The following is a 15,080-nucleotide window of genomic DNA, read 5'->3' on the forward strand; positions in this document are numbered from 1 at the left end:
CGCAGGATGACCGAGCCGAAGGACCCGGAGCGGCTGCTGGCCGACGCCCTGCGTGCCCAGGCGGTGTTCGCGCCGCAGGTCGACCACACGCCCGTCGCCGAGCAGAGCACCGAGCAAAGCTCCGTGACAGGGTCGGCCGCGTTCATCGCGCCTTATTCCACCGAAGGGGAGTTACCGCCCCGCTACGGGCTGTTGTCCGGCGCGGGCGCGGAGTCCCTGGAACGCGCGGCGCTGGAGCTGGGCGACGCGCCTGAACCAACGCAGTCGGGCCCCATCCAGCCGGGCCCCGCACAGCCGATTCCCGCCCCCGTGCCCGAGGCCGAAACGGTCCGCGCGCCGCAGGCCGCGGCGGGCGCGCCGCTGCCGGTGCACTGGATCCTGCTCCTGGCGCTGCTGCTGGGGCTGGCGGCCGGTTCGGTGATCGGCCTGCTGACGCTCGTTTGACGCGGCTCTTACCTGCGGTTCCTCCCTGTGAAAGCACTCAGGGTCACCCTGTACCGTTTTCGGTGTGATTCTCGCCCAGAGCACAGTGACGACCATGTCCCTCCTGCCGTCGTGGCTGGACCCGCAGCACCTCCTGCACGGGCTGGCGACGCCGGTGATCGCCGTGCTCTGCCTGATCATCTTCATCGAGAGCAGCATCTTCCCGGTGTTGCCCGGTGACTCGCTGCTGTTCACCGCGGGCCTGTTCATCGCGAACGGCACCCTCGACGCGCCGCTGTGGCTGGTGTGCGTCCTGGTGACGGTGGCGGCGCTGCTGGGCAACGTCGTCGGCTACTACATCGGGCACTTCGTGGGGCCGAAGCTGTTCAACCGGCCGGATTCCCGGATCTTCAAGCAGGAGTACGTGGACAAGACCCACGCGTTCCTGGAGAAGCACGGCCCGAAGGCCGTCGTGCTGGCGCGGTTCGTCCCGTTCGTGCGGACGTTCATCACCTGGATCGCCGGGATCGGCAAGATGGACCCGAAGCGCTACTTCACCTACACGGTCATCGGCGGCATCCTGTGGGCCGCGGGCATCACCGTGCTCGGTTCGCTGCTCGGCGGTATCCCCTTCATCGCCAACAACGTCGACGCGATCTTCATCGTGATCGTGCTCGTGTCGGTGGTCCCGATCGTTCTCGAATACCTCAAGGCCCGCCGCGAGAAGAAGGGCGCCGCCGCGGCCGCCGCGGCGGACCCCGAGATCACGCAGCAGATCCCGCGCATCCGCGACTGATCCGCGATTTCACGCTGCGGTCCTTCACGACCTCCGTGTGCGTGACCTGTGGGGCGCGTGTTACTCGTGAGGTTCGCGTGACGGCTGGAACGTGCACTCGACGCACCCAGGGGCGCCCTCGTCGCACCCAGGGCACCCCTCAGCAGCCGACCCCGCCTGAGGAACTCTCTCGCTGAGAAACCTCACTCGCGCCCGAGTCCCGCCTGCGCGTCAGGCCAGGGAGAACATCGAGCCCGGGTTGAAGAGGTTGTCCGGGTCCAGGGCCTGTTTGATCTGCCGATGCACGCGTAAGCCCACCGGCCCGATCTCCCTGGCGAGCCAGTCGCGCTTGATCTTGCCGATGCCGTGCTCGCCGGTCACCGTGCCGCCCAGCGACAGCCCCACGTCGAGGATCGCGTCGAACGCCTTGTGCGCGCGGGCGAACTCGTCCGGATCGTCGGGCTGGTAGACGATCGTGGGGTGCATGTTCCCGTCGCCGGCGTGCCCGACGACGGCGATCCGCAGCCCGACCTCCTCGCTGATCCGCTCGCAGCCGCTGATCAGCTCCGCGATCCGCGTGCGAGGGACGCAGACGTCATCGGTCAGCCACACCCCGTACGTCTCCAACGCGGTCAGCACCACGCGACGTGCCTGAAGCAGCATCTTGCCCTCTTCGAGGTCTTCGGTGGCGTACGCGAGATCGGCGCCGCAGTCGTTGCAGATCTGCTCCAGCACGGCCAGCTCGCGGCGCGCCACCTCGCCACCGGCGTCGGACTGGGCGAGCAGCAGCGCCCGGCAGTTCGACCCGGCACCGAGGTCGGTGTTCAGGTACGTCTCGGACGCCTTGATCGACGAGGCGTCCATGATCTCCAGCAGCGACGGGACCAGCCCCTCCCGTACCACCCGCGCGACGGCCTCGCCCGCGGCCTCGGTGGTACTGAACCCGGCGACGAGTGTCGCGGGTGCCTGCGGGAGCGGTTTGAGCGCGACGGTCGCCTGGGTGATCACGCCGAGCGTGCCCTCGCTGCCGACGAACAGCCGCGCCAGGTCGTAGCCCGCAACCCCCTTCACCGTGCGCCTGCCGGTCCTGAGCAGCGAGCCGTCCGCCAGCACGACCTCCAACCCCAGCACGGAGTCCGTGGTCACGCCGTACTTCACGCAGCACAGCCCGCCCGCGTTGGTGGACAGGTTGCCGCCGATCGTGCACCAGTCGTAGCTCGACGGGTCGGGTGGATAGAACAGCCCGTGCTCCTGGACCGCGTTACGCAGATCCAGGTTCACCACGCCCGGCTGCACGACCGCGAGCCGGTTGCCCGCGTCGATCTCGACGATCTTGTCCAGCTTCGTCAGCACCAGCACGACACAGCCGTCGATCGCGTTCGCGGCGCCGGAAAGCCCGCTTCCGGCGCCGCGCGGCACGATCGGCACTTTCGCCTCGGCGCAGGCCCGGACGGTCGCCTGCACACCCTCGACGTCCGCGGGGAGGACCACCGCTACGGGCTTGCCGGAGGGGGCGAGCGGCATCATGTCCCGCGAGTAGGAGGCAAGGACGTCGACGTCGGTGAGGACCGCGTCCTTGCCGACCTGGTCACGGAGCCGGGCGATGAGGGCGTCGTTGCTCATACCCTCATCGTAAGCCCGATTCTGTCCGCACAGCGGAATTACTTTTCCGATTTAGCAGAATCAAGGCTTGAACACCCGTATAGACCAACACGGCCGTGGCAGCCAGCGCGGTGATGTTCAGCCCGTTCACGAACGCCTCCTTGGCGGCCCCCAGCAACGCGCCTGCCTGGTCGGCGGGGAGTTGCTGAGCCGTCGCGACCGCACCACCGAGCGTCTCGCGCGCGGCCTCCGGCGTACCCGCCGGCAGCCCGCCGCGATACACCGCCGTCGCGACGCTGCCGAGGATCGCCGTGCCGAGCGCACCACCGAGCTCGAAGCCCATCTCGGAGATCGCCGACGCCGCACCGGCGCGCTCCGCCGGGGCCGCGCTGATGATCATGTCGTTCGTCAGGGTGTCGGCCAAGGCGACACCACCGCCGACCACGACGAACCCGATCACCACCGCCGCCAGACCGGACTCCACCCCGGCCGCGGCGAGCACGACGCAGCCGATCGCGGCGACGACCAGACCGCCGGAGACCAGCACCGGCACCCGGAACCGCTTGGCGAACCACACCGCGGCCATCGCGCCGAGGACGCTGGCCGCACTCGACGGCAGCACCCAGAGCGCCGCCTCCAGCGGCGACTTGCCGAGCACGAGCTGCAGGTACTGCGGCACCAGGAACAGCAGGCCGGACAGCGCGAACACGGCGAGCAGGTTCGTCACCACGGATCCGGTGAACCGCGGGTTCGCGAACAGCGCGAGGTCGATCATCGGCGATTCGAGAGCCCGCTGACGACGCACGAACACCACGCCGAACCCGGCACCGACGAGGATGCCCAGCACCGCGACGACCGAGAAGCCCTCAGTCGCGAGGACCTTGATGCCGTAGACCACCGGCAGCACCGTCGCCAGCGACAGGACAGCGGAGAGCGGGTCGAACCTGCCCGGGTTCGGGTCACGGGCTTCCGGCAGCAGGAACGGGCCCGCGATCAGCAGCAGCACCATCACCGGCACGTTGATCAGGAAGACCGAGCCCCACCAGAAGTGGCCGAGCAGCCAGCCACCGACGACCGGGCCGAGCGCCATCCCGCCGGAGAACGCGGAACTCCACACCGCGATCGCGATCCGGCGCTCCCGGTCATCAGTGAAGATCCCCCGCAGCAGCGACAACGTCGAGGGCATCAGGGTCGCGCCACCGACACCGAGCAGCGCGCGGGCCAGGATGAGCATCAGCGGGGACGTCGAGAACGCGGCGAGCACCGAGGCGACACCGAACGCGACAGCACCTGTGAGCAGCAGCTTCCGCCGCCCGACGCGGTCACCGAGGGTGCCCATGAACACGAGCAGCCCGGCGAGCACGAACGAGTAGATGTCGACGATCCACAGCTGTTCGGCACCACTCGGCGCGAGGTCCTCGCTCAGGTACGGCAGCGCGAAGCCGAGGACCGTCATGTCCACGCTGATCAGCAGTGTCGGGAGGGCCAGCACCGCCAGCGCCCACCAACGCTTGCGCCCTCGCTCCAGCGACGGCATGGCGCACTCATCCTTTCTTGCACCGTCCAGACGGTGCAGTTTCGCAGGTGTCTCGACACTATACCGTCCGGACGGTATAGTCAAACGCATGCCGAAGCCCTCCGCCCGTGAACGCATCCTCGACGCCTACGAACAAGTGGTGATCGACCAAGGCCCCGGAGTCGCCACACTGGAGGGGGTCGCGGCACAGGCCGGCGTTTCGAAGGGTGGCCTGCTGTACCACTTCGGCTCGAAGGACGCGCTGGTCGACGGGCTACTGGAACGGCTGGCCAGGCTCAACGAGGAGGATCTCGAACTGGCGCGACAGGCGCCGGAGGGAGTGGTGCGCTACTACCTGCGTTCGACCATCACGGACGTGGCCGAGAACGTGCCACTGAACCGGACGATGACGGCCGCCATCCTGCTGCTGTCCACCGAGCCACGGGTGAGCGAGACCCTGCGACGCTGCTCGGCGGCCGTCCGCGAGGTCATGGTGGCCGAGGTGGACGATCCGCTGACGGCCGAACTCGTGGTGCTGGTCGGCGACGGCCTGTGGCTGCGGGCCGCGATGGAGGGCAAGGAGAGCCCGATCCTCGGCCAGGTCGACGCCATCATCAGCCGGATCGAAGCGCAGATCTGACCGGTTCCCGCCGCGAGGGCCGAGCCGGTCCCGCGAACGGCGGATCCGGGACGACTGAAGGACGCCTTCAGTGCGTCCGGCAGCACTGCGTCCTTCAGCACCGGCCACGCCGACCGACTACCGGGCACCATCGAACGTCGCGAACGGACCGACCTGGTCGCGGCCCGCTGCGCCGGTCGCGGCAATCGCGATGTCTCGAACGCTCCGTTCGAGACAGTGAACGTCCTCAACGCGTCGTTCGCGACACCGCTGAGACATTGCCGACCTGGGCTGATGCGTCCTGAGGGAGATCCAGCTCGCGCGCCAAAGGCATCCCCTCGGCCCCTCGTCCCGGGACGCTGAGCATGCCCCGAACGACGCTTTCGCGACGTCAGCGCACCTGGCCGTAAACGTGCGTGACGCGCAGTGTCAGCAGTACACGCTGGTCGGCGACCATGGCCTCGCGGTACTCGTCCCAGTCGGGGTGCTCGCCCGCGACCTCGCGGTACAGGGCAATGAGCCCCTCGACGGTCGCGTCGTCCTTGGCCGCGGCGGGCGGCGTGAGCTCGGCGGTGGCCTCCGCGACGGCGAAGCTCCAGCCGTCCTCGCTGCTCACGTGATAGGTGGCACGGGGATCGCGGCGCAGGTTCTTCGTCTTGGCGCGGGGCTCGGTGATCGAGACCTGGATGGTCCTGGTCTCGGGGTCGTAGTGGTGCGTGACCGTGGACAGCTGGGGACGACCGTCGCGTTTGATCGTGGCCAGCACCCCGCGCTTGGCAGAGCCGAGGAAGTCGTAAAGCGCATCGCTCATGCGATCGCCTCGCTCCGCGAGACAGTGTCCAATCCCTTTTGGCGCATGACATCCATGATTCGCTCGCAAGCTTCGCTCATACCGGCATCAAGCCACTTCGGCGGCGTCGTTGTTCCCCGTACCGTGGTTTTCGTCGTAGTAAGCAGCCATCTGGCGCCAGTAGAACATCAGCAGAGCCATCTCCGCGACGGTCGCGACAACGGTGAGCCCCAGCCGGCGTCGCCGCGCCGCCACCACGGCGAGCACGCCGAGCGCCATCCCCGCCGCGTTGCTCGCCATCGCAGCGTCACGCGGGCGCCGGACGACCCACAGTTCTTCGCCGAGCATCGCGCGCGTGGCGAACGCCCTGTCGTCGCGCGGCTCCGGGAAGACGACGGGGTTCGCGGCCAGCCACGCGGCAACCACCGCGCCTTGCCGCCAGTCACGGTTCCAGATCGGGACGAGCACCAGCGGGGTGGTCAGCCAGCGAGTCCACGCGCTCCACGGGTTGGAATGCCTGCGGAACACCCAGCGCCGCACCTGAGACACCTTCACCACGAGCCCCCAATTCACCCGGACGAATCACGAGCGAGCCTACGCGCACAACCCGGGTCCAGGTTTTCCACAAGGGATGAATAGGACGATCGGACACGAATAATCTGCTTGCATGTGGCAACTAAAGTGGCTTGTGACACACCGCAGTCATAACCGCTTGCGGTTTCGTCCGTCTAGGCACACTCTTGCTCTAGGCAACTAGTTGCAGGGGCCAATCAACGGCCGGGACCGCGGGGAAGACACCATGCCAATGAACAACGGCACCACCAGGCCCAAGTCCGAGCTGGACGTCGCCGATCAGCTCGGTCATGAGCTCGTGCGCCTCGTCCGATTGATCAACAAGGCGAAGTCCCAGGTGTCGAAGCAGGGACCGGACGGGATCGAGCGAGCCGCCTACGCGATCCTCTTCACGCTCATCCACGAAGGCCCCCAGCGGACCAGCAAGCTCGCCGAGATGATGCACGCCGAGATTTCGACGGTCAGCAGGCAGAGCAGCTCACTGGTCCAGCACGGTCTCGTCGAGCGGCAGGCGGATCCGGAGGACGGCAGGGCCTGCCTGCTCGCGCCGACCGCGGAGGGACTGCGGGTGTTCGAAGAGAACCGCAAGCAGCGTAACCAGTGGCTTGCCGAGGTACTCGGGGATTGGCCCGAAGAGGACCGCCAGAGCCTCAACAAACTGTTCAACCGGCTCAACTCGGGGATCGAAAAGAGCCTTCCACACATCGCCGACTCCGACCCGGCGACACAGGGCTAGGGGGCCCGAAGCATGACAGCGACCACTGAGAAACCACCACAAAGCGCGTCACACGACGAAGCGCCAAGACTGACTCACCGCCAGATCGTCACGATCCTGAGCGGCCTGATGTGCGGCATGTTCCTCGCCGCGCTCGACCAGACGATCGTGGGTACCTCGATCGTCAAGATCGCCAACGACCTGCACGGCTTCGATCTGCAGGCGTGGGCGACCACGGCGTACCTGATCACCTCGACGATCGTCACGCCGATCTACGGCAAGCTGTCCGACATCTACGGCCGCAAGCCGTTCTACCTGGCCGCGATCGGCATCTTCGTGGTCGGCTCCGCGGCGTCGACGTTCTCGACGTCGATGTACGAGCTGGCCGCGTTCCGCGCGGTGCAGGGGCTCGGCGCCGGTGGTCTGATGTCGCTGGCGATGACCATCCTCGGTGACATCGTGCCGCCGCGTGAGCGGGCGAAGTACCAGGGCTACATCCTGGCCGTGTTCGGCCTGTCGACCGTGCTCGGCCCGGTGCTTGGCGGTTTCTTCGCGGGCATCGACAACCTCGCGGGCCTGCACGGCTGGCGCTGGGTCTTCCTGATCAACGTGCCGATCGGCGTCATCGCGCTGTTCGTCGTCGCCAAGGTCCTGAACGTGCCGCACCAGCGCCACGACCACAAGATCGACTGGTGGGGCGCGCTGACGCTGGTCGTCGCCGTCGTGCCGTTCCTGATCGTGGCCGAGCAGGGCCAGAAGTGGGGCTGGGGCGACCAGAAGGCGATCCTCTGCTACGTCATCGGCGGTGTCGGCGTCATCGCCTTCATCGTGGTGGAGAAGCTGATGAAGGACGCCGCGCTGATCCCGCTTCGGCTGTTCAAGAACTCGACGTTCACCGTGGCGATCATCGGCGGTGTCATCGTCGGTGTGGCGATGTTCGGCGCGATCACCATGATCCCGCAGTTCATGCAGGTCGTGCAGGGCTACACGCCGACCGAGTCCGGGCTGCTGATGCTGCCGCTGATGGCGGGCATCATGTTCAGCTCGGTGGTGTCCGGCAAGATCACCGGCTCGACCGGACGCTACAAGGTCTTCCCGATCGTCGGCACGATCCTGATCGCCGGGGGCGCGTTCCTCTTCGCGCAGGTCAAGTACGACTCGGCGCTCTGGCACCCGCTGGTCGCCGCGGCGATCATCGGCCTCGGCCTCGGTCAGTGCATGCAGACGCTGATCATCGCGGTGCAGAACGCGGGCCCGCGCAGCGACATGGGCGTGTCGACCGCGGCGGCGACGTTCTTCCGGCAGATCGGTGGTACCGCGGGTGTCGCGGTGTTCCTGACGATTCTGTTCAACGTCCTGCCGGGCAACATCACCAAGGCGTTCGGCGGGCGCATGCCCGCCGGGGGCGGCGGGAACCTCGCCGACCTGCAGAGCAACACGAGCGGCATCCAGAACCTGCCGCCGGACATCCGGACCCCGGTGCTGATCGGGTTCACCGACTCGATCACCACGGTGTTCTACGTCGCCGGTGGCGTGGCCCTGCTCGCCACGCTGGTGCTGCTGTTCATGAAGGAGATCCCGCTGGTCGGCGGTCCTTCGGCGGCGGCTGCCGCCGTGGAAGGCGGCGAAGCGCTGCTGGAGATGGACGACGAGCCGACCGAGATCGTCGAGCCGGTCGCCCCGGTCGCCGAGACGCCGAGGGAACCCGCGCTGGTCGGCGCCGGAAAGCACGCGCTGAACGGCAACGGCAAGGGTGACTACAAGGCCGTGTCGGGAGCGCTGCCGATGCCGATTTCGGCGTCCGCAGGCTCCGACCTGCCCGTGGGCGCCGGTGGTCCGCCGATCACCGGGCACGTCCGGCGGCAGGACGGCACCAACGTCAGCGGTGCCGCGCTGACCCTGATCGACCAGCGCGGCCACCAGGTCGCGCGGGCGACCGGGAACGCCGACGGCAGCTACTCGGTCCCGACCACCGGTCCCGGCACGTACGTGCTGATCGTCGCGGCGAACGGGCACCAGCCGCAGGCCTCGAGCGTCGTCGTCAGCGGCGGCCCTGCCAAGCTGGACGTCACGCTGACCGGCTCGGGCGAGCTGACCGGCGTGGTCCGGGCGGCCGGTCGCGGCACGCCGCTGGCGAACGCGACCGTGACGCTGACCGACGAACGCGGCGAGGTCAACGGCGCGTCGATCACCGGCGAGGACGGGCTCTACTCGTTCGCCGGCGTCGGGGCGGGGCGGTACACGCTGGTCGCGGCCGGTCCGCACTACCGGCCGGTGGCGGTGACGCTGACCGTGCCGGACAGCGGGGTGCTGCGTCACGACGTCGAGCTGACCGGGGCCGTGCTGCTCACCGGCATCGCGCGGACCGACGGCGACCGCATCGTGCCGGACGCGCGGATCACCGTGCTCGACGAGAGCGGCAACGTCGCGGCGGTGGCGCGAACGGACGCCGAGGGTCACTACGTGGTGAGTGATCTGCCCGCTGGTGCCTACACGGTGGTGGCGAGCGGTTACCCGCCCGCCACGAGCCGGGTCGAGCTGTCGGACGGCGAAGCGGCCCACGACGTCCGGCTCAGCTACGACCAGGCACTCGACGAGCTGGTCGACCGGTCGTGAGCGGGCTGCGAGCGTCGATCCGCACGGCCGAGGGCTGGGCGGTGGAACACGCGGTGCTGACCGTGACCGACCCGGCAGGCCGTCAGGTCGCGCGGGAGGAGACGGACACGAAGGGGGCGGTAGCGGTCGAGTCGCTGCCCCCTGGCGGGTACACCGTCGTCGTCACGGCGGCCGGGTACGGGCCGGTCGCCCGGACCGCGCTGGTCGGCTCGAACGGCTCGGCGTCGCTCGGCGACGTCGTGCTGGCCCCGCTCGCGGACGCGGTCGAGCTGCCGCCGGCCGGGCCGTGGACGATCGACCCGATGCACTCGTCGGTCGTGGTGACCGCGCGGCATCTGGGCATCGCGAGCATCAAGGCGCGGTTCCCGGAGGTGAGCGGCCGGATCGACGTCGGACGTCCGGCGGAGCGCTCCTCGGTGTACGCCGAGATCGGGGCGTCGAGCATCGACACGGGGATCAAGATGCGCGACGATCACCTGCGTTCGGCGGAGTTCCTCGACGTCGACAAGTACCCGGTGATCACGTTCGCGAGCACCGGGCTGCGCCAGCGCGGTGCCGACTCGTGGACGTTGTCGGGTGAGCTGACGCTGCACGGGGAAAAGCGGCAGGTCGAGCTGGACCTGACCTACGGCGGCTACGGGCCGGATCCGTGGGGCGGGGTGCGCGCGGCGTTCCACGCGGAAACGCAACTGCACCGCAACGAGTTCGCGATCAACTACAACGCCATGGTGCGGGCCGGGGTCGCGGCGATCGGAACGACGGTGAAGGTCGAGCTGGACATCGAGGCCGTCCAGGGCGTGGCGCGGCCGCTTTTTTTTTTTTCCTCCACTCCCGGGGGGTGCGGGGCGGGCGCGTTCAAGTACTCCTTCACGGCGCCGACCGCTGTCAAGGAGCCTTTACAGCTTCTTGACCAGCACTTTTTCCGGCTTTTCGCACGTGGCACCCTGGTCCGCAACCTTCGCCACGTAGGCTCAGGAGGTGAGCGTGGTGAGCATCGAGGCCGCGGGCATGGGTGTCGGCTGGCTCGACACGGCCGGCCCGCTGCTCGTGTGGGTGATCGTGCTGAGCTTCGTCTTCGTCGAATGCGCACTGATCATCGGCCTTTTCCTGCCCGGAGACTCGCTGCTCTTCGGCGCCGGGGTGGTGCTCGCCCAGCACGGCTCCGACGCCAACGCGTGGCTGCTGTCCGGTGCGGCGCTGATCGTCGCCGTCTTCGGCAACCAGGTCGGCTACTACATCGGCCGAGGCACCGGGACCAAGCTGATCGCGCGACGCGGCGGCAAGGTACTCAACCGGGAGAACCTCGAGCGCGCGCAACGGTTCCTCGACCGGCGTGGCTTCTTCGCGATCGTCGCCGCGCGCTGGATCCCGTGGATCCGCACGCTCGCCCCGCTCATCGCGGGCACCGCGCGGATGGATCCGCGCCGGTTCATGTTCGCCACCGCGCTCGGCGGCCTGCTCTGGGTACCGACGCTCGTGCTGCTCGGCTACTACGGCGCCGGGCTGCTCGACGCCCTGCCCTGGCTCAAGACCGCGGCGCTGTGGGCCAGCATCGCGTTCTTCGTGCTCGGCACGGGCTACGGCTTCCTGCGGTACCGGCGCGAAATGCGCCGCCCTGTCGAGGTCACCGCGAACGACGACTCGAACGCCCGCGCCTGAGCCCAGCGCGTCAGAGCCGTCAGAGGGCGGGGTCGGCCCACACTTCGAGTTGAATCCCGTCCGGGTCACGGAAGACGATCACCATCGCGCCTTCGAGGGTCCGCGACGGGGCGGCTGGCGTGTACTGCACACCGAATTCGGCGAGACGTGCTTCCCATTCGGCCAGTTCCGCGACCGACGAGACCTTGAACGCGACATGGTCCAGACCAGTGTGGCATTCGTCGAAAAGACGTCTCCCGGTGTCGGCGTGCTGGACGAGCATCACCGCGAACTCGTCCCCCGGCGAGCGCAGAACCACCTTGCGCAGCCCGGTTTCCGGATCCTCGCGACGCGTGTGTTCCTCGAGGTCGAGCACCCGCACGTACCAGGGCACGCTGCGGTCCACATCGGTCACGGTGAGCGCCAGATGGTGCACAGACGTGAGCTTGGGCATGACTTCGTGGCCGTCCTTTCGCACATCCCCCGGCGGCGCACTCCGTGGCATATCAAAGCGTTCGCACGATCACGGAGGTCACGGACCCCGTGACACACCGTCCCCCCGGCCCGTGCTAGAAGGAGATCTTGTTCCGCCGAGGCCCCATCAGCCTCGCACAGCGAACGCGCGGCCAAACCCGGGTTCACCGAGTTCCCCCACGAATCGTGATCTCACCGTCGCCGACGGTCTCACCAGATGGACTTGATCAGCGGGCGCCGCCGACCTCCAGCACGGCCCCCGCGGTGAACGACGCACCGGGCGAGAGCAGCCACAACACCGCTTCGGCGATCTCCCCGGGATGCCCGGCGCGGCCCATCGGGATTGCCGGGACGAACCGCTCGATGCGGTCGGGCATCCCCGCCGCCTCGTGCAGGCCGGTCCGCACCAGGCCGGGCGCGACCGCGTTGACCCGCACGCCTTCGCCCGCGACCTCCTGTGCCAGCCCGAAGGTGAACGTGTCGACCGCCGCCTTCGACGCCGCGTAGTGCACCCACTCGCCGGCCGAACCGGTGCGGGCCGCCGTCGAGCTGATGTTCACGATCGCGCCGCCACCTCCGCCGTGACGAATCGACAGCCGCCGCACCGCCTCGCGCGCGCACAGGAACACCCCGGTCACATTGACGTCGAACACCCGCCGCACAGTCGCGACGTCCTGCTCGTCGACGCGGCCGGGGGTGTTCCCGGTGATACCGGCGTTGTTGACCAGCCCGGCCAGCGGTCCCAGCCGCGCCGCGGCGTCGAACAACGCGCGGACGTCCTCCTCATCGGTGACGTCCGCGCGTACGGCAAGCGCTTTCCTGCCCAGCTCACGCACCCGCGCGGCCACCTTCTCGGCGGACGCCGCGTCGCCCGAGTAGTCGACCACCACGTCGTAGCCCTGTTCGGCGGCGAGCAGGCAGACGGCCGCGCCGATGCCCCGGCTGCCACCGGTCACGATGAGAACCCCAGTCATGGAGTCATCCAACCAGGACACGGCACGGGCACAACCTTGTTACAGCGCGAAGTTGACCAGCGGGAGGTTCTCCAGCACGAGATCGGCACGATCACGGGTCTGCGCGATGAGGTCGGCGTTGCGCTGGTCCGAACCGAGCGCCCTGGCGCGCGCCTCGACCAGCGAACGGCCATAGCGGCGGTGCCGCGACACGAGCCGCTCGATCCGCTCAGGCTCGTCCGGCGCGAGGAACCACGATTCGGTCAGTAGCGGTTCGACGCCGCTCCACGGATCGTCCTGTAGCAGCAGGTAGTTGCCCTCGGTGATCACCAGTTGCACACCGGGTGGCACCGCGACGGCCCCGGCGATCGGCTCCTCGATCTCTCGCCGGAACTCCGGCGCGTACACGGTCTCGCGGCCTTCGGCGAGACGACGGATGAGGTGCACGTACCCGGCGGCGTCGAACGTGTCGGGCGCGCCCTTGCGCTCGGTCCGGCCGAGCCGCTGCAGCTCGACCTGGGCGAGGTGGAAGCCGTCCATCCCAACAACCGCCGCGCGCGTGCCCAGCGCGTTCGCGATCGTCCACGCCAGTGTCGTCTTGCCGGACGCGGGCGCCCCGACGATGCCCAGCACGCAGCGCTTGCCCGGCTGCGCCATCCGCTCGGCCCTGGCCAGCAGGTCGTCCATCCCCGTCATCGTTGTCCCTCTCCCATCTTCGCGACCTCGGCCGTCCACGACCTCGGTCCCACCTGCCGCACCCGTTCGGCGGCCACCTCGTTGGCGAACTCGATCCGGCCGCCCACGTCCCCGCCGCGCGCGACCGCGTAGGCCAGCGCGCCGTGCCAGACGTCGCCCGCGCCCAGTGTGTCCCGTGCGGTCACCGCCGGAACGGACACCTCGCCGGATTCCCCGCCCGCCGACCAGCGCACCGGCTCCGGACCCGCGGTGGTGATCACCGTGGCGACGCCGCGCTCGTGCAGCCCGGGTTCCGGGGCGCGGAAGTGCGCCGAGCACGCGGCGATGTCCACCAGTGGCAGGAGTTCGTCGAGCACCGGTTTCCAGCTGCCCGCGTCGAGCACCACCGGAACGCCGTGCCCGCGCGCCCATTTCGCCACTTCCAGCGCCAGTTCCGGATGGTGACCATCGACGAGCACCGCGTCCGGAGGTGGCAGGAAATCCAGGCTGGGCAAGGAAAACTCCGCCGACGGATCGGCGGCGTTGCGGGACACCACGGTCCGCTCGCCGTCGTGGTCGCGGACCGTGACGGCGCTGACCGCGGGTGGTGCGGCGCTTTCCGGCGCGAGGTCGACGACCTGTACACCGTGCGCGTCGAGGTCCGCCCGCGCGAGTGCTGCCAGCGGGTGTCCACCGAGGACGGTCAGCAACGTCGCCTCGCCACCGAGCGCGGCGACAGTCACCGCGGCGTTCGTCGCGGGCCCCCCGGCCGCGACGGCCACCGCGAGCGACTGCACCTTTTCGCCCGGTGACGGGATTTCGGCGACTCGCTGCACAACGTCCACAGTGCACAGTCCCGCCAGCAGCACTCGCGTCATCAGTCGAGTCCCGCGTGGACGGCCGACGCGACTTCCTCGACCTCGCCGCTCTCGCCGATCTTCAGCGCACCGGTGAGCAGGCCGACGACCTGGTTCATCGTGTGCGTCTTCGGCGAGACCACCGCGACGCGCTTGCCGAGCCGGTGCACGTGGATGCGGTCGGCGATCTCGAAGACGTGCGGCATGTTGTGGCTGATCAGCACGACCGGCAGGCCACGCTCACGGATCCGGTCGATCAGCGCGAGCACCTTGCCGGATTCGGCGACGCCGAGCGCGGCGGTCGGCTCGTCCATGATCACGGCCTTGGTGCCGAACGCGGCCGCGCGGGCCACCGCGACACCCTGCCGTTGCCCACCGGACAACGTCTCCACCGGTTGCGTGATGGACTTGACGTTGATGCCCAGCTCGTCGAGCACGCGCTGCGCCTCGGCCCGCATCGTCGTCGTGTCGAGCTTGCGGAACAGCCCGCCGAACACGCCGCCGCGGCGTTTTTCCCTGCCGAGGAACATGTTCGACGCGATGTCCAGCGCGGGCGCGACGGCGAGATCCTGGTACACCGTCTCGATCCCGTAGTGCCGGGCGTCCAAAGGGGACTTGAAGTGGACGGTCTTTCCGTCCACTTTGATCTCTCCGGCGTCCGGAATCACCGCACCCGAAAGGGCTTTGATGAGACTGGACTTCCCGGCGCCGTTGTCGCCGACCACGGCGAGCACCTCGCCGGGGTAGAGGTCGAAGTCGGCGCCGTCGATCGCGGTGACCCGGCCGTAACGCTTGACCAGTCCGCGTGCGGACAGTGTGGCCTCAGGACTCATGCGATCGCCTCGCTTCGCGAG

Annotated in this window: 15 protein-coding genes and 1 pseudogene; 7 read left to right on the top strand and 9 right to left on the bottom strand. The window is 68.9% G+C overall.

All coding sequences use genetic code 11. The features are described from left to right. Positions 1–6: 6 nt before the first annotated feature. Both ACFW0G_RS17085 and ACFW0G_RS17090 read left to right on the top strand, forming a co-directional pair. Positions 7–444, top strand: coding sequence for a hypothetical protein (locus ACFW0G_RS17085; protein WP_378326239.1), 438 nt, complete (start codon positions 7–9; stop codon positions 442–444). A gap of 64 nt (positions 445–508) precedes the next feature. After that, positions 509–1,219 carry a DedA family protein gene (locus tag ACFW0G_RS17090; RefSeq protein WP_378326240.1) on the top strand — a complete coding sequence of 237 codons (711 nt, stop codon included), beginning with the start codon at positions 509–511 and terminating at the stop codon, positions 1,217–1,219. A gap of 210 nt (positions 1,220–1,429) precedes the next feature. On the opposite strand, the gene ACFW0G_RS17095 is transcribed toward ACFW0G_RS17090, so the two are convergent. Next, complete coding sequence (locus ACFW0G_RS17095) at positions 1,430–2,821, bottom strand: FAD-binding oxidoreductase (RefSeq protein ID WP_378326241.1); 1,392 nt, start codon at positions 2,819–2,821, stop codon at positions 1,430–1,432. A gap of 4 nt (positions 2,822–2,825) precedes the next feature. After that, complete coding sequence (locus tag ACFW0G_RS17100; RefSeq protein ID WP_378326242.1) at positions 2,826–4,337, bottom strand: MFS transporter; 1,512 nt, start codon at positions 4,335–4,337, stop codon at positions 2,826–2,828. Positions 4,338–4,425: 88 nt separating this feature from the next. Here ACFW0G_RS17100 and ACFW0G_RS17105 point away from each other — a divergent pair, with 88 nt between their 5' ends. Beyond that, positions 4,426–4,956, top strand: a complete 531-nt coding sequence (locus ACFW0G_RS17105; protein ID WP_378326243.1) for a TetR/AcrR family transcriptional regulator — start codon at positions 4,426–4,428, stop codon at positions 4,954–4,956. 370 nt (positions 4,957–5,326) lie between these two features. Here ACFW0G_RS17105 and ACFW0G_RS17110 read toward each other — a convergent pair whose 3' ends face one another. After that, positions 5,327–5,746 (bottom strand): PPOX class F420-dependent oxidoreductase, encoded by a 420-nt coding sequence (locus ACFW0G_RS17110; RefSeq protein ID WP_378326244.1) that lies wholly within the window; start codon positions 5,744–5,746, stop codon positions 5,327–5,329. 87 nt (positions 5,747–5,833) lie between these two features. Continuing rightward, positions 5,834–6,265: a DUF6653 family protein gene (locus tag ACFW0G_RS17115; RefSeq protein ID WP_378326245.1), complete on the bottom strand. Its 432-nt coding sequence runs from the start codon at positions 6,263–6,265 to the stop codon at positions 5,834–5,836. Positions 6,266–6,524: 259 nt separating this feature from the next. Between ACFW0G_RS17115 and ACFW0G_RS17120 the strand changes: the two genes are divergently transcribed. From ACFW0G_RS17120 to ACFW0G_RS17135, 4 genes and pseudogenes are all read left to right on the top strand, one after another. Next, positions 6,525–7,034 (top strand): MarR family winged helix-turn-helix transcriptional regulator, encoded by a 510-nt coding sequence (locus ACFW0G_RS17120; protein ID WP_378326246.1) that lies wholly within the window; start codon positions 6,525–6,527, stop codon positions 7,032–7,034. Positions 7,035–7,046: 12 nt separating this feature from the next. Next, positions 7,047–9,629: an MFS transporter gene (locus tag ACFW0G_RS17125; RefSeq protein ID WP_378326247.1), complete on the top strand. Its 2,583-nt coding sequence runs from the start codon at positions 7,047–7,049 to the stop codon at positions 9,627–9,629. Beyond that, positions 9,626–10,444: pseudogene (locus tag ACFW0G_RS17130) on the top strand (YceI family protein); the annotation flags it as partial. The gene ACFW0G_RS17125 and the pseudogene ACFW0G_RS17130, both read left to right, overlap by 4 nt. Before the next feature lie 163 nt (positions 10,445–10,607). Then, the gene (locus ACFW0G_RS17135; RefSeq protein WP_378326249.1) at positions 10,608–11,288 is read left to right on the top strand and encodes a DedA family protein; all 681 of its coding nucleotides are present in this window, start codon (positions 10,608–10,610) and stop codon (positions 11,286–11,288) included. Between the two features lie 19 nt (positions 11,289–11,307). Here ACFW0G_RS17135 and ACFW0G_RS17140 read toward each other — a convergent pair whose 3' ends face one another. The 5 genes from ACFW0G_RS17140 to ACFW0G_RS17160 form a co-directional block, all read right to left on the bottom strand. After that, complete coding sequence (locus ACFW0G_RS17140; RefSeq protein ID WP_378326250.1) at positions 11,308–11,721, bottom strand: VOC family protein; 414 nt, start codon at positions 11,719–11,721, stop codon at positions 11,308–11,310. 247 nt (positions 11,722–11,968) lie between these two features. After that, entirely contained in the window at positions 11,969–12,715 is a 747-nt protein-coding gene (locus ACFW0G_RS17145; protein ID WP_378326251.1) for an SDR family oxidoreductase, read from the bottom strand. Positions 12,716–12,754: 39 nt separating this feature from the next. Further along, positions 12,755–13,390, bottom strand: a complete 636-nt coding sequence (locus tag ACFW0G_RS17150) for a nucleoside/nucleotide kinase family protein (RefSeq protein WP_378326252.1) — start codon at positions 13,388–13,390, stop codon at positions 12,755–12,757. Beyond that, positions 13,387–14,247 (bottom strand): PfkB family carbohydrate kinase, encoded by an 861-nt coding sequence (locus ACFW0G_RS17155; RefSeq protein ID WP_378326253.1) that lies wholly within the window; start codon positions 14,245–14,247, stop codon positions 13,387–13,389. Before ACFW0G_RS17155 ends, ACFW0G_RS17150 begins: the two co-directional genes overlap by 4 nt. Beyond that, on the bottom strand, positions 14,247–15,059 hold the full coding sequence (locus tag ACFW0G_RS17160; protein ID WP_378326255.1) for an ATP-binding cassette domain-containing protein: 813 nt from the start codon (positions 15,057–15,059) through the stop codon (positions 14,247–14,249). The genes ACFW0G_RS17155 and ACFW0G_RS17160 overlap by 1 nt, the downstream gene beginning before the upstream one ends. Positions 15,060–15,080: the final 21 nt, after the last annotated feature.

Source organism: Amycolatopsis sp. NPDC058986, assembly GCF_042741125.1.
Taxonomy (GTDB): domain Bacteria; phylum Actinomycetota; class Actinomycetes; order Mycobacteriales; family Pseudonocardiaceae; genus Amycolatopsis.

Excerpts from the sequence above, each read along its gene's own strand:
- ACFW0G_RS17085 (WP_378326239.1), top strand. The coding sequence starts at position 7 with ATGACCGAGCCGAAGGACCCGGAGCGGCTGCTGGCCGACGCCCTGCGT.
- ACFW0G_RS17095 (WP_378326241.1), bottom strand. The coding sequence starts at position 2,821 with ATGAGCAACGACGCCCTCATCGCCCGGCTCCGTGACCAGGTCGGCAAG.
- ACFW0G_RS17100 (WP_378326242.1), bottom strand. The coding sequence starts at position 4,337 with ATGCCGTCGCTGGAGCGAGGGCGCAAGCGTTGGTGGGCGCTGGCGGTG.
- ACFW0G_RS17105 (WP_378326243.1), top strand. The coding sequence starts at position 4,426 with ATGCCGAAGCCCTCCGCCCGTGAACGCATCCTCGACGCCTACGAACAA.
- ACFW0G_RS17110 (WP_378326244.1), bottom strand. The coding sequence starts at position 5,746 with ATGAGCGATGCGCTTTACGACTTCCTCGGCTCTGCCAAGCGCGGGGTG.
- ACFW0G_RS17120 (WP_378326246.1), top strand. The coding sequence starts at position 6,525 with ATGCCAATGAACAACGGCACCACCAGGCCCAAGTCCGAGCTGGACGTC.
- ACFW0G_RS17125 (WP_378326247.1), top strand. The coding sequence starts at position 7,047 with ATGACAGCGACCACTGAGAAACCACCACAAAGCGCGTCACACGACGAA.
- ACFW0G_RS17140 (WP_378326250.1), bottom strand. The coding sequence starts at position 11,721 with ATGCCCAAGCTCACGTCTGTGCACCATCTGGCGCTCACCGTGACCGAT.
- ACFW0G_RS17145 (WP_378326251.1), bottom strand. The coding sequence starts at position 12,715 with ATGACTGGGGTTCTCATCGTGACCGGTGGCAGCCGGGGCATCGGCGCG.
- ACFW0G_RS17150 (WP_378326252.1), bottom strand. The coding sequence starts at position 13,390 with ATGACGGGGATGGACGACCTGCTGGCCAGGGCCGAGCGGATGGCGCAG.
- ACFW0G_RS17155 (WP_378326253.1), bottom strand. The coding sequence starts at position 14,247 with ATGACGCGAGTGCTGCTGGCGGGACTGTGCACTGTGGACGTTGTGCAG.
- ACFW0G_RS17160 (WP_378326255.1), bottom strand. The coding sequence starts at position 15,059 with ATGAGTCCTGAGGCCACACTGTCCGCACGCGGACTGGTCAAGCGTTAC.